The sequence below is a fragment of the Pacificispira sp. HM-600 genome (assembly GCF_977993705.1).
Genome location: NZ_OZ388079.1, coordinates 2,696,715 through 2,709,825, shown reverse-complemented (window position 1 = coordinate 2,709,825; position 13,111 = coordinate 2,696,715). Strand labels below are relative to the sequence as shown.

General features: G+C 66.7%; 13 protein-coding genes and 1 pseudogene. 8 read left to right on the top strand and 6 right to left on the bottom strand.

Features of this window, described 5'->3' with window-relative positions; all coding sequences use genetic code 11:
- Positions 1-41: 41 nt before the first annotated feature.
- Positions 42-212, bottom strand: coding sequence for a hypothetical protein (locus ACXZ1E_RS13030; protein WP_458040897.1), 171 nt, complete (start codon positions 210-212; stop codon positions 42-44).
- A 425-nt stretch (positions 213-637) separates the two neighbouring features.
- Here ACXZ1E_RS13030 and ACXZ1E_RS13025 point away from each other — a divergent pair, with 425 nt between their 5' ends.
- The gene (locus ACXZ1E_RS13025; RefSeq protein WP_458040896.1) at positions 638-1,072 is read left to right on the top strand and encodes a hypothetical protein; all 435 of its coding nucleotides are present in this window, start codon (positions 638-640) and stop codon (positions 1,070-1,072) included.
- Positions 1,073-1,318: 246 nt separating this feature from the next.
- Here the strand turns inward: ACXZ1E_RS13025 and ACXZ1E_RS13020 are convergent, their stop codons facing one another.
- Both ACXZ1E_RS13020 and ACXZ1E_RS13015 read right to left on the bottom strand, forming a co-directional pair.
- Positions 1,319-1,501, bottom strand: a complete 183-nt coding sequence (locus tag ACXZ1E_RS13020) for a GIY-YIG nuclease family protein (protein WP_458040895.1) — start codon at positions 1,499-1,501, stop codon at positions 1,319-1,321.
- A gap of 89 nt (positions 1,502-1,590) precedes the next feature.
- Positions 1,591-2,523 carry a hypothetical protein gene (locus ACXZ1E_RS13015; RefSeq protein WP_458040894.1) on the bottom strand — a complete coding sequence of 311 codons (933 nt, stop codon included), beginning with the start codon at positions 2,521-2,523 and terminating at the stop codon, positions 1,591-1,593.
- A 174-nt stretch (positions 2,524-2,697) separates the two neighbouring features.
- On the opposite strand from ACXZ1E_RS13015, the gene ACXZ1E_RS13010 reads away from it, so the two are divergent.
- Positions 2,698-3,891 (top strand): amidohydrolase family protein, encoded by a 1,194-nt coding sequence (locus ACXZ1E_RS13010; protein WP_458042931.1) that lies wholly within the window; start codon positions 2,698-2,700, stop codon positions 3,889-3,891.
- 22 nt (positions 3,892-3,913) lie between these two features.
- On the opposite strand, the gene ACXZ1E_RS13005 is transcribed toward ACXZ1E_RS13010, so the two are convergent.
- Positions 3,914-6,715 carry a heavy metal translocating P-type ATPase gene (locus ACXZ1E_RS13005; RefSeq protein WP_458040893.1) on the bottom strand — a complete coding sequence of 934 codons (2,802 nt, stop codon included), beginning with the start codon at positions 6,713-6,715 and terminating at the stop codon, positions 3,914-3,916.
- 776 nt (positions 6,716-7,491) lie between these two features.
- Between ACXZ1E_RS13005 and ACXZ1E_RS13000 the strand changes: the two genes are divergently transcribed.
- From ACXZ1E_RS13000 to ACXZ1E_RS12975, 6 genes are all read left to right on the top strand, one after another.
- Positions 7,492-7,857 (top strand): BlaI/MecI/CopY family transcriptional regulator, encoded by a 366-nt coding sequence (locus tag ACXZ1E_RS13000; protein WP_458040892.1) that lies wholly within the window; start codon positions 7,492-7,494, stop codon positions 7,855-7,857.
- Positions 7,854-8,843 (top strand): M56 family metallopeptidase, encoded by a 990-nt coding sequence (locus tag ACXZ1E_RS12995; RefSeq protein WP_458040891.1) that lies wholly within the window; start codon positions 7,854-7,856, stop codon positions 8,841-8,843. The genes ACXZ1E_RS13000 and ACXZ1E_RS12995 overlap by 4 nt, the downstream gene beginning before the upstream one ends.
- Positions 8,844-9,124: 281 nt before the next feature.
- A complete protein-coding gene (locus ACXZ1E_RS12990) occupies positions 9,125-9,301 on the top strand; it encodes a hypothetical protein (protein ID WP_458040890.1) in 177 nt (58 codons plus the stop codon).
- Between the two features lie 94 nt (positions 9,302-9,395).
- Positions 9,396-9,623, top strand: a complete 228-nt coding sequence (locus ACXZ1E_RS12985) for a hypothetical protein (protein WP_458040889.1) — start codon at positions 9,396-9,398, stop codon at positions 9,621-9,623.
- Positions 9,624-10,476: 853 nt separating this feature from the next.
- The gene (gene lgt / locus ACXZ1E_RS12980; protein ID WP_458040888.1) at positions 10,477-11,403 is read left to right on the top strand and encodes a prolipoprotein diacylglyceryl transferase; all 927 of its coding nucleotides are present in this window, start codon (positions 10,477-10,479) and stop codon (positions 11,401-11,403) included.
- Positions 11,404-11,441: 38 nt separating this feature from the next.
- Complete coding sequence (locus tag ACXZ1E_RS12975) at positions 11,442-11,828, top strand: SHOCT domain-containing protein (RefSeq protein ID WP_458040887.1); 387 nt, start codon at positions 11,442-11,444, stop codon at positions 11,826-11,828.
- Positions 11,829-11,901: 73 nt separating this feature from the next.
- Here ACXZ1E_RS12975 and ACXZ1E_RS12970 read toward each other — a convergent pair whose 3' ends face one another.
- The gene (locus ACXZ1E_RS12970; RefSeq protein ID WP_458040886.1) at positions 11,902-12,453 is read right to left on the bottom strand and encodes an OsmC family protein; all 552 of its coding nucleotides are present in this window, start codon (positions 12,451-12,453) and stop codon (positions 11,902-11,904) included.
- 411 nt (positions 12,454-12,864) lie between these two features.
- Positions 12,865-13,096, bottom strand: a pseudogene (locus ACXZ1E_RS12965) (IS3-like element ISGmo1 family transposase); the annotation flags it as partial.
- Positions 13,097-13,111: the final 15 nt, after the last annotated feature.

Here is a 13,111-nt window from a genome sequence, read left to right as displayed (position 1 = left end):
ACGCTGTACTACGCTTCATAGTAGTTATATTACGTCCGGTCCTAGCTGAACCTGCGATTGAGGAGATTCGTCGGCCGCTGCGCGGCGGGATCGGACTTCGTTGCGAATACCGGTTTCAACTTGCGCACCCCGCGGACACCGGCCTTCCGCATGAGTCGCTCGGTCTGGTCCCGCCCAATTGACCAGCCCTGTCGTTGCATCAGCGCATGCATCTTCGGCGCCCGTAGATGCCGTAGTTCTCCGCACGCAGGCGGGCGATCTGGCACCGCGAAACTCTCCACTACTCCAAGCACCGGGCTCGCCAGCGCCCCGTTGCTTGGCATCGTGTTCGGCTGGGCTGAGCCTTCCCGGCGTGGCCCGACGCTTTCCGCGATCGCCGCCTAAGCATCGGCCCAGCTCAGCCCTAAGCGCAGCGCTCCTCACCGCGGTATACCCCGTGGGCTCGGGCTGCCGTTCCGCATGCTGGCGGTCGGGCTGGGCCCTGAGATAGCCGCTGTCGCCCTTCTGCGACGCCACATCCCCATCAACATCGTCGGCGGGCTTACCACGATTACTATTGGGGCATCCATGTTCAGGGGGTCTGAACGCAAACCCTCTGCTCCGTGCAGGATTTCAAGTGTGGAACGGTGCTAGCGAAATGAGTCTCACGACCGGCCGACCCAAGCGTTCACGCTGGCCGCTGATCACCGCCATCCTCGCCCCGCCAATCGTCGCCGGGGCGATCCTGGTGCCGACACTTATCAACAGTGGCCCCGCGCCGCAAGACATGTGGGTTGGCGCCACCAGCTACGGGCCCTCGAGCACCGCCCCTGCTGCTGACATCCAGGTGGTCCACAACGCCCTGCATAACATCGGCGCGCAGTGCCTCGAGACTGACCCCGACATGGGCATCATCGCCGCGGACGTTGACGAGATCATCGCGTTCTCGGCTCGCTACCCGACCGGCCGGTTTCCCATCGACGACGAGACCGCCACAGCCTCATCACTGCTGTTGGTCACCGAGAGGGCCGTGAAGAACTGCGCCCCGCAAGAAATAGAGGCTCTCGACGCCGCCCGATCAGCCTTGCCGTAGTCGCCGTGGCCAACTAAAACGCGAGTAATTCTCGCAACCATGTCGCGCAACCGACAGCTCAGAGCTGTGCACTCGTCGACCGTTCTGAGGCACTTCCTGAGCTGATCACCTACAACGGGCCGGCGCAGTCGATGCGGCCCGACGAGCTTGACGGGTAGCCAACTCGGGCCGAGCGCGTTCGCCTCGCAGCGACTATAGGAGCGTCGTGCTGCACATGGCGATCGGAGTGTGAGCGCTGCCGCCACGTCAGACGGCCTCGGACCGTGCAGCGGCCTTCGCGCCGATGCGCCGCCGATTCAGCTCGCGTGAGAACGGATCGTGGAGGTGCTGGTCGACGTTGAGAGGCACGTTCGCTGCGGCGAGCAATTCCTCCTCCGCGGTCCGAGGCGCGGGGTCACGCACCCAGCTCACTCGCGCATGCCGGTGCATCCAACCCACGAGAACTGGCCAGAGTGTTCGAAGTCGGGACGGCGCCGAAAGAAAGCGGCATTTACGCCTGGTGGTTCACGCCGGGTGCGTTACGGGTGCCCGCACGCGAGTATGCGGCCACGGACGAATTCGACTTGCTGTACACCGGCATCTCGCCACGCAAGCCGACCGCCGCGGGCAAAGCCAGCACCGGGAACATCCGCTCGCGGCTCCGCTCGCACGCGAAGCGAGACGCTTCGTGGAGCACGTGCGACGAAGTGGTCGGCGATGCCCTCGATCAGTGGCGCGCTGAACAGCGGGTTGAAGGCGAACGGCTCGCGGAGGAACTGCTGGGCAGTCGTGCCGCCGAAGCGCTCGACGTGAGTTCGTCGCTGTGCCCGGTAGTCGCCGACCGTCATGGTGAACCCTTGCCGAACGACACGGTCGAAGGCCTCTGAGCCTCCTAGCGCTTCGAGGGCCGGTTCAAGCTCGGGAGTCCACTCGAACGGATAGTGGCTCCCCTGAAGCAGCGCGGCGTGGAGAGCGAACCCGACGGACACCCACTGCTCCACGGAGCAGCCGAGCAACTCCTTCTGCCAGCTCGATGTCATGACCTCGGGAACGTAGCCCTCCTGAAACTCCGTGTCGCGGAAGAGGGCGACAGCCCGCGCCCAATGCGCCCCCGCGTCGGGCGCTTGGAAGGGTATTTGCGAGTAGATGAGGCGTAGGACCGTGGCGAACCCTGACCCCGGCTCCCCGAGGCTCGGATGTTCAAGGTTGAGAAACATCCAGCACATCCGTCGGAGTTCGTCCGGTGTTGGCGCGCCGCCTCCCGCCGTGCCCCATTGCAGGAACGTTGCCGCGACCCCGGCGATGTCCCACGGGAGGAAAGGCTTCACCCGCCCGCGTTCATCTGTGGGGTGGCCGTCCCACGCTCTCGACGCGACGCTGAGCATCTGGAGCGACGCATCGCGGTCGAACCGTCGGCAGAAGGCCCGCAGGTCTTGATAACGAGTAGCGCCCTCGATGGCGGGGGCGGTCACGAGTCATCCCGGGTTGGCAACTCCGAGGGAACCAGTGCGGCATCGTCCGGGTGGAAGTACAGCTCAAGCTCCGCGTTGTGGACGGTTCGCGCGTTCAAGCGCTTTGCCCACGTGTCGTTTCCTTCGACCTCGCGGTCGAACGCCCCATTGAGGAGAGCTCTTGTTTAGGCGTTTCTGGCGCACCTGGACCATCTGAGCTATTCGCCGAACACCATCAAGGCCTATGCCCATGACCTCCAAGACCTGTTTGGGTGGCTCGGCGACACCGGCCTGGATTGGCGGAATGTGCAGTTGCAGGACATCGGCGAATGGGTCGCCTGGTTGCGGGTTCCCCGGCGGCTGCGCGGCTCGGGCATCCCGGTTCTCCCGACGGTGGAGAGCGCTGTCTCGGAGCGGACGTTGCAGCGCAAGCTGGCGGCTGCCTCGGCGTTCTATGACTTCCATCTACGCTCCGATGTTGGGGTGGAGCTGGCGTTGTCACAGTGGACGCCGGGCTCGCGCCGTGGCGGCTTCAAGGGCTTCCTCGTGCACGCCGAGCGCGGAGCCCGGCGGCGGGAGATCCGAGCGATCGAGCTCGCCGCCGAGGCGGGCACCCCGTGGCTGCGCGTCGCCGGTATCAAGCTCGTGCTCGACGGCGTCATCGACGCCTGCACGGCGGCGATGCGGCATCCGTACGCCGACGGCTCGAACGCCGCACCCATCTGGCCGCTCGACGACCTCGCGCCTGTCGTCGTCGCAGCCGACGCCGCCGGCCTGCAGATCGCGATGCACGCGATCGGCGACGCGGCGAGCGGCATCGCCCTCGACGCCCTCGAGCACGCCCACGCCGTGAACGGCGACCGCCACCGGCGCCACCGCATCGAGCACCTCGAGTACGCCGACCCGGCCGACATCGTGCGGCTCGCGCGACTCGGCGTCACGGCGTCGATGCAGCCCGTGCACGCCGACCCGGCGATCTGGGCGAACTGGGCCGCGATGCTCGGCGACGAACGCGCCGACCGCGGCTTCGCCTGGACCGAGTTCACGGATGCCGGCGCCCGCCTGGCCTTCTCGACGGATGCCCCGACCGCGCCGCACGAGGCCCTGCCCAACCTGTACGTGGCCGCGACCCGGCGCTCCGCGCTCGACGGATCGTTCCCGCCCAGCCACCCCGAATACGCGGTGCCCCTCGAGGACGCCGTCGTGCACGCGACGCGCGACGCGGCGGCATCGTGCCTCGACGACGACGTGCGCGGCAGCATCGCGCCCGGCCTCGCGGCCGACTTCGCGGTGCTCGATCGAGACCCGTTCACCGAGGGCGCGGAGGCGCTCCTCGAAGCGCGCGTCGTGCGCACGGTCGTGGCGGGGGCCACCGTCTACGAAGTGTGACCCGTGGCGGCGTCCGATCCGGTCAGCGGACCGCAGTGGCGTACCTGGCCGGGTCGGCGTTGAAGCTCTCTGCGCATCCGTTCGAGCAGAAGTAGTAGGTGCGGCTTTCGTACTCGGTGCTTCCGGCGGCGGACGCCGGGTCGACGCTCATACCGCACACGGGGTCGGTGACCTTCTGGGACATGTGTTCCTCAATCTCTTCTTCTTCGCGTCCGACCTCCACTACAGGGTCGGTGGCTGGGATCCGGGCGGCATCGGGGACGGTCGGCGGGGTGAAGCTGCGAAGCCTGTTGGCGTTGGTCACCACGGACAGCGAGGACAGCGCCATCGCCGCTGCGGCAAGCATCGGGCTGAGGGTCCAGCCCAGCGCCGGGTACAGGAGGCCGGCGGCGATCGGGATGCCCGCGGCGTTGTAGAAGAACGCGAAGATCAGGTTCTGGTGGATGTTGCGCATCGTGGCCCGCGACAGGTCCACCGCGGTCACCAGCCCGGACAGCGCCCCCGAGATCAGGGTGATGTCGGATGACTCGATGGCCACGTCGGTGCCGGTGCCGATGGCGGAGCCGACGTCCGCCTGGGCCAGGGCGGGGGCGTCGTTGATGCCGTCGCCGACCATCCCGACCACGCGGCCCTCGCCCTGCAGCCGTTTGACCTCCGCGGCCTTGTGCTGGGGCATGACCTCCGCGAGGACCCTGCCGATGCCGACCTGCCGGGCGATCGCCGCGGCGGTGGCCCGGTTGTCCCCCGTCATCATCACCACGTCGATCCCGCGGGCACGCAGGGCCGCGACGGCGGCGGCGGAGCCGTCCTTGACGGTGTCCGCGACGCCGATCACACCGGCGAAGCGGCCGTCGACGGCTGCCAGGATCGGGGTCTTGCCGTCGGCGGCCAGCCGGTCGTCGTCGCCGGATTCCGCCGGGATGCCGGCACCGGCAAGCAGCCGCCGGTTGCCGACGAGCACCTCCCGGCCGCCCACCAGGGCGCGCACGCCCTGCCCTGTGACGGAATCGAACCCGGCCGCCTCGGGCAGCTCCATGCCGCGCTCGGCCGCTCCGGCCACGATCGCCGTCGCCAGCGGGTGCTCGGAGGCCCGCTCGACAGCGGCCACCAAGGTCAGCAGCTCGGCCTCGGAGAACCCTTCGGCGGGCAGCACGTCGGTCAGGGCGGGAGCGCCCCTGGTGATCGTGCCGGTCTTGTCGAGCACCACCGTGTCGAGCTTGTGGGCCGTCTCTAGTGCCTCTGCGTCGCGGATCAGGATGCCGGCCGTGGCCCCCTTGCCGGTGGCCACGGTGATCGACAGCGGCGTGGCCAGCCCCAATGCGCAGGGGCAGGCGATGATCAGCACCGACACGGCGGCAACGAGCGCGAAGACGAACGCCGGCGGCGGACCGGCCAGCTCCCACGCCACGAAGGCCCAGATGGCGACCGCGATGACCGCGGGCACGAAGTAGCCCGAGACCTTGTCGACCAGCCGCTGGATCGGGGCCTTCGACCCCTGCGCCTGCCGCACGAGCGCGATGATCTGTGCGAGCATCGTGTCCGCGCCGACCTTGGTCGCCGTGTACCGGAACGAACCCGTCTGGTTGATCGTGGCCCCGATGACCGTGTCACCGGTCCTCTTCGTCACCGGAATCGGCTCGCCGGTGACCATCGACTCGTCCACCGCGGAGGCGCCGTCGAGGACCTCTCCGTCGACGGGCAGCTTCTCCCCGGGGCGGACGACCACGACATCGCCTCGGACCACCTGGTCGATCTGGACCTCCAGCTCCTGCCCGCCGCGGATCACTCGCGCGATGCGGGGCTGAAGCCCGATCAGGGTGCGGATCGCCTCCCCGGTCCCGGCCTTCGCCTTGGTCTCCAGCAGCCGGCCGAGCAGGATCAGGGTGATGATCACCCCCACCACCTCGTAATAGACCTCCCGCGCCTCTGCGGGAAGGGCGCCCGGTGCGAATGTGACCACGAGGCTGTAACCGAACGCGGCGATGGTGCCCAGCGTGATCAGCGAGTTCATCTCCGCGGTCCGGTGCGACAACGCCAGCCACCCGGTCTTGTGAATGGGCCAGCCGGTGTAGAAGAACACCGGCACGATCAGCAAAAGCTGGAAGAAGTCGTTCATCAGCAACGGCGGCACCCACGTGGCACCGAACAGCTTCACCGCCATCACCGCGAAAAGCACCGGGAAGGTCAGAATCGCACCCAGGATGACCCGATTGCGCAGATCCCTGATCTCCGCCGCACGCTCACGCTCCTCGGCATCTCCGGAGTCTTCCGCCACACTCAGCGTCGGCATCGCGGCCAGCGGCTGCGCGCCACCACCGTGTACATGTTCGGCCGCCACCGCGTCCTGCGCGTGGTCACCCGTGCCGCCATCGGCGTGGACATCCGTACCGCCCTCGCTCTCCTGACGCTCGGCCAGCGCGACGGCAGAGCCCCCACCGTCGGCGTCCGAACCGCCCAGGACACGGATGCGCCCGTGCAGCATGTTCATGCCGCACGCGAACGTGTACTCACCGGGCTCGTCGGGGGTGAACTCCACCGTGGTCGTCTCATTCGCGGGCAGCAGCTGGTTGACCTTGAAGTCGGGGAACACCACGCGCGAGGAGCACTCGCCGCTCTCCTGCCGGTCGAACGACAGGCGCACCGGCACCCCCGCTGCGACCTCGATCGTGTCCGGGCTGTACCCGCCCTTGACGGTCACCGTCACGACCTGCACCCCGTCGGCGACCTCGGCCTTGCTCGACTTCTTCGGCCCGAAGAAGAACCAAGCGATGAACGCCGTCAGCGCCAGTGCCCCCCCGATGACCAGAACGTCACCGACAGCCATGGCCCCCACCTCCCTGCACCTTGCAGCAGCCTGTCCGCTGAGTTCTGAGCCGTCGCAGACCCGAGCGATCGCGCTGCGCGCCGATCGCCGTCCTCTCATCATGGACGGGCCATCCCGCCATGGTGTCCAACCCTGAACGCGAGTTCATGGCTTCTCCGTTTAGGGTGGGTGCCCCAGCCGCTATACCCTTACCCCCCATGGGTGTCAACGCGTTTGCTTTCCATTACCCTTGAGGTCGGCGTGAAGTGCATCCTGATACGAGGATTCTCCGGGAGCCAGTCGTTGATGTGTTGGTGCTTGTGGGTGTGGTCATTGTCCGTGACCACACAGAGTCGTTCACCGGGTAGGCGCGGGCACCCTCTTCATCACGTCGAGGAAATCGGCCTTCCCGTTCCGGTCGTATGCACTTGTCCGCCCCCTCCCAACTGCCGTGGACGTGGAGTTCGCTCCAAGGCAAGCTCTCTTCTTCACCTCTGGTAGTCGCCTACGCGATATCGACATGTTGCCCTCTGTGGTAGCGCCCTCATCCTCAACTCGGAGAGCCCGCTGTCCGAAATCTTCAGGGGAGGTTACAACACAGGTACTCTCACGGCAGCCCCGAGATCCCCGGTGCGGTGCGCAATAGGCGTCGGAGCAACAGTGAAGCAGGGACAGCAAACCGAGAGCGCGAGCGGGTCAGCGCAGCGCAGAGCGCGCGCTTGCTAACGCGGCCAGGAGTAGGATGTAATCCCTGATCATCCGGCATGGCCCAGAGTGACGAGGGGTGAGGAGTTCGGTTGCCCAAGTTCGGGAATCTCGAAAGCGCGATCATGAATGCGGTGTGGCATGCCGATCGGCCGCTGCTGGTGCGCGACGTGTTGGACCGCATGGGACGCGAGCTCGCGTACACCACGGTGCAGACCGTGATGGAGATCCTGCACCGCAAGGGCTGGCTGACAAAGAGTCGTGACGGCCGGGCATTCCGGTACGGTGCGGCGGCGAGCCGCGATGAATATGTTTCGGGCTTGGTTGGCGAGGCCCTCGCCCTGAGCGATGACAGCACGGCGGCCCTCGTAGGGTTCGTCGAGCGGATGCAGCCGGATGAGGTGGATGAGCTGCGCCGCATGCTGGGTTCGGCACGAGAACAGCGAGAGCGCGGATGACCGCCGCACTGACCCTGCTCGGCTACGCACTGCTGATTGCGGCCACGGTCCCGCGGTTGCTGCGGGCGGCCGCATGGGTGGACCGTGCGCCACGACTGGCGATCATCGCCTGGCAGGTGACCACCGTGAGCATCCTCACTTCCGTCGTCTTGGCGGGCGTCGCCCTCACCGTCCCGACAGTGCCGGTCACTGGCAACCTTGCAGAGTGGTTGAACGCCTGTCTCATGGCCCTCCGGGAGCAGTACGCTTCTACCGGCGGCGTCGCCAGCGGGGCAGCAGGTGTCGCGCTCGCCCTGGCCGTGACTGGACGCATCGGCTGGTCCCTCACCATCGCGACGCGGCGAATGGTCAGGGAGCGGGACAGCCACCGCCGGACCCTCGACATCGTCGGACAGCCAGATCATCGGCATGGTTTCGTCATCCTAGAGTCCGACGAGTCGATGGTGTACTGTCTCCCGGGGCGCCGCCATCGTACCGTCATCACGCGGGCCGCGCTCGGCAACCTCGACGATCGTCAGCTCAGGGCGGTGCTGGCACATGAGCGTGCCCACCTGCGCGAGCGCCACGATCTTGTCCTGCTGTTCTCCGCTGCGATCGCCGCCGCATTCCCATTCCTGAGGATCTTCCGCACGGCAACCACGGAGACCACACGATTGGTGGAATTGCGTGCCGATGACATCGCGAGCGTCAAGACTGATCGGCTTACTCTGGCCGAGGCTCTGCTCTTGGTGACATCCGGTGGTGCGCCGCGCGCCACTCCCGGTGTCGCACTCGGAGTAGGGAATGATGCCGCCGCCCGCGTCCGCCGGCTGATCCCACCCCGAAACCGGATCAGCCGAACTCAGGGGGCGGTCGGCTCCGCCGCCGTCGCAGCTGCCCTGGTGCTTCCATTGGTGATTCTCAGCGGACCTGCTGCGGTGGCCGCACAGCACCCCATCTGCCCTGCCGACTCGATCGGGGCAGCGAGCGCGACCACGACCGCCTGACCCGGCGGCTCCGCTCGTCGCGTCGGTAGTGCGACGACCGACTGGACAAACGTCCTCCTATCTCCTAAACTCCTTAGTAGATTGGTCCCACCTGCATTCTTTGCCGAGCGGGCCACGAACGGAGTGTATGGACGAGGTACTGTTCGGCGGCATGCCGGTTACCGCTTGCCTCGTCGGGCCGAATGGAACCATCCCGTGGAGTGCCCACTACGGCGGTGTCCCGACTACACCACGTACGTTCCTGTCGAGCAGCTACTCAGCGACCTGAAGGAGGGAGTCACGTGATCAACCCGATCCTGCTGATTCAGCCCGACTGCACGTGGTGCGCCGACAGAAAGCAACCGCTCGCCGAGCTCGATGAAGACATCCCACTACCCCGCGTCGACGAGGTCGACTTGCGCAGCGACCGGGCCGTCGACTCGCCACCGACCATCGCCTCATGGTCGCGCGCGGCCTGATCGCCCACGTCCGGTTTTCCAAGCGCGCTCCGCACGCAGCTGCTCGTTCTCACCCCTGCCGATATCACCTCCAACTGACCAGAAGGGTCATCTCGTGGAACTGTCGTACCTCCTGCTCGTCCTCGTCTGCCCGCTCGTCATGGGCGCCATGATGTGGTTCATGATGCGTGGAAACAGCGCAAAGCCGCACGCAAGCGCGGACCAGGAACAGGAGCTGGCCAAGCTGCGTGCAGAGATCGCCGCGCTGCGACCCGCACCTGCCCCCTTCGACGAGCGGCACCCCGCCCCCGCCTCGCGCGCTGACAAGCACACCTCGGCATGACCCCGGAGGTGCTGATCACCCTCGCCGCAGCGGCAGCGGGGATCGGTCTGATGTGGTTCGTCTGCATCCGTCCGATGCGAAAGATGCATTCCTCGGCGAAGGCGCCGGGCACAGCACGAATGGACAGCTCAACTGGGAGCGGTTGCTGCGCTTCGGCATCGTCGCCCAGCATCGAGGATCAGCTTCGGGCCGCGAGGAAAGAGCTGCAACAGCTCCGGCAGGCCGAGAACCCGGCCGAACCTGACTCGAGCCCGTCGCCCTCCAACGGGCGCGGTGGCCTATAAGGCGCCGCCGAACCGTTCCCCCTCTTCACTCGCTGTCGGGCAGTGGGACGAGTCGGTGCGGGTCGCCGGGGAGTTCGGATCTCTTCCATTCGAGACCAATACTGATGCCATTCGAGACCAGTACCGATGCCCGCAACATGCCGCATTGCGCCGAAAGGAGACCAGTGAACACGGAACGAGTCGAACTCCGCGGCGACTGGATGACCTGCGCATCCGGTGAGATACGGATCGAAGAAGCTCAATCGCATTCCGGGAGTCGGCGTGGCCGTGAACTATGCGACTGCGAAGGCACGGGTCGTTTCGCGATGCCGGGCCTCCTGAAGCCGCTGATCGGCGGAGCCGCGATGGCCTCCTCCTCTGTCCTCCTGGTCACCAACAGTCTTCGTCTTCGCCGGTTGAGCCCTGGCCAGTGCAGCCAGTGCAACTGAACGCTTCCGGCCAGAGCCGGGCACCGAATCCCCTGTCGGTCGTTCCGCCTCCACGCCAGCCGATTCCCACCCGAATGACGCACAGAAAGCCACGCCGTGAATTTCATTACCAGTATCCCCCGTCCCCCGGGGCAGTCTCTGATGCTCGGGCCGATCCACATCACGTACTACGCCCTGATCATTCTGACAGCGATCGCAGTGGCCATCTGGCTCACCTCATGGCGACTCAAGCGACGCGGTGGCCCGTCGGGCGTGGTGCTCGATATCGCCATCTGGGCGGTGCCCTTCGGCATCGTCGGCGGACGCCTGTACCACGTGGTGACTCACCCGGGAGATTACTTCTTCCCCGGCGCGGACCTCACGAAGATCTTCTTCGTTTGGGAGGGCGGGCTCGCCATCTTCGGCGCGGCCATCTTCGGCGCGCTCGGAGCCTACATCGGGTGTCGCCGGGCCGGCATCCGCTTCCTATCTTTCGCCGACGCGCTCGCGCCTGCGCTGCTGATCGCCCAGGGCATCGGGCGGATCGGCTGCTACTTCGCCGAAGAACTGTTCGGCGCCCCCACCACCCTTCCCTGGGGGCTGGAGGTCAGCCCGACCAACCCCGCGTTCCCAGCCGGGCTCCCCGCCGACACCCTCTTCCATCCGCTGTTCCTGTACGAGCTCATCTGGAACTTCATCGGTGCCGGTGTCATCTTTGCCGCCGAGCGCAGGTTCCACCTGCGTTGGGGCAAGGCCATCGGGCTCTATCTCGTCTGGTACGGCATCGGCAGGACGTGGCTCGAGGACCTGCGCCTCGACCCGACCGAGTTCCTGCTGGGCGGTGTCAAGATCAACATGGTCACCGCAATGACTGTTGCCCTCCTCGGGGTCGTCTTCATCATCGTGCAGAGCCGTCGCAGACTGGGGCCGGAGACGAGCGTCTATCTTCCCGGGCGCGACCCCGATGCTGCAGCACCCTCAGCAGAGGCGCGGACACCAGATGTTCACTCTGACGTCGACGATGACCTCGTATCCGCTTCGCCCTCCACCGACGGTCGAAGCGATCTGCGGCAACCGCCCGGCGCCTGAGGCCTACGTGATCACACCCCGAAAGAAGGAGAAAACAGATGATGGACTCTGAGACGACGCCGACGCCCGAGCCGACGCCCTCGCCGTCGGACATGTCCGGGATGGAGGGCATGTCCGGGATGGACGGCATGATGTCGATGATGGACGAGATGATGGGAGAGATGATGTCGATGGACGGTATGGGCGGTATGGGGTGGACGGGCGGTATGGGGTGGATGTGGGTGTGGACGATCCTGCTCGCACTCCTGCTCATCGCGGGGCTGGTTCTGCTGGTGCTGCTGATTGTCAGAATGGTTCGCAGTCAGGGGAGCACCTCAGCCGCGGCCGCCGATGGGAGTGGCGCGGCACGGCGGATACTCGCCGAACGATACGCGCGTGGCGAGATCGACTCGGATGAGTACCAGACACGGCGGGACGGTCTGTAGCGGGTCGAACAAGAGAAAATGTGGCAGCGCTGGCACTGATACCACCCGCGTGTCTTTGGCGGATGGCCCGGGATCAGGCCTTCGAGACGGTGATGCTGACCGGGGTCGGGTTCGCGAAGACGTCGAGAACTGGGCAGTGTTCGTCAACCGCGTCCTTCAGTTCCTTGTAGCGTTCCTCCGTCTCGGGACCGGAGATCCGGACATCGAGCCGTACCGACGTGAAGCCGGCGCGCACGCCTTCCTCGATCCCGAACAATTTTCGTGCGTCGAGGTCCTCTTCTGCCTCGATCGCGATGCCGTCGACCTGAACGCCGAGCGCCTGGGCGTACAGCCGGTACACGACGACCTGGCAGGACAGCAGGGCGCCAAGGGCATACTCGACCGGGCTCGCCGCGGCATCGTCCCCCGCGAGCGCGGCGGGCTCATCGACCGCGAAGGTGTGCTTTCCCGATGTGACCCGCGAGGCGACCGAGCCTTCGCCTTCCGCCTTCACGCGGAACGTCAGCTCTGCCGCGGTCGGGTCCGCCGAGATCCGCTCACCCCACGAGGCGGCGGCGGTCGTCAGGCGCTCGGTGCGCTGCTCAGCGATGGGGGGATGTCCGGTTGAGGTCTCGAGGAGCGTCATAACGCGACGCAAACCTGCCTCCCGCTGGCGTGCGAGCGGGCCTGCCGCACGGCGCAATAAAGGCGGCTCCGGCGTCTCACATTGCCGGGCGCACCGCTTGCATGCGCCCGGGTAGGTGGTCACATCGTGGGCGTCCAGGTGGTGCCACCGTCCTCCGACCGGATCTCAGCTTGGGCTCGACGGAGCGCGCCAGCGCAGAGGTTCCGCCGTCAACCGAGAGGGTCACGGCGCTGGTCGCTGGGGGGCGATTTCCTCCCAGCCGGTCCCGCCGTCGGTGCTGCGCGCTGCGCAGTTCATGCCGACGACGACGATCTCGTCGGTGTCGGCCGGATCCCAAGTCACCACCATGGCTCCCTGTGGCCCGCCGAGGCTGGTCCAGCTGAGCCTTGATCCGATTCGGTATGGGGTGTCCTGGATCATCGCCCCGAGGTGTGCACGCCGCGCTGCCTGGTCCGAGAACGTGCCCTGACGCTCCACCCACGCGTAGTAGCCGGCGCGGGACACGCCGAGCAGCCGGGCCATGAACTCGACCGCGTGGAAGGCCTTCTCCGCGTGCATCAGCGTGAACTTCTCGCTCACTTCTGCTCCCTCGCGAAGAAGCCGCGGCTTTTTTCAAGAACGCGTTCTCCTCCGCCAGCCGCCGGCGAGAATGTCAACT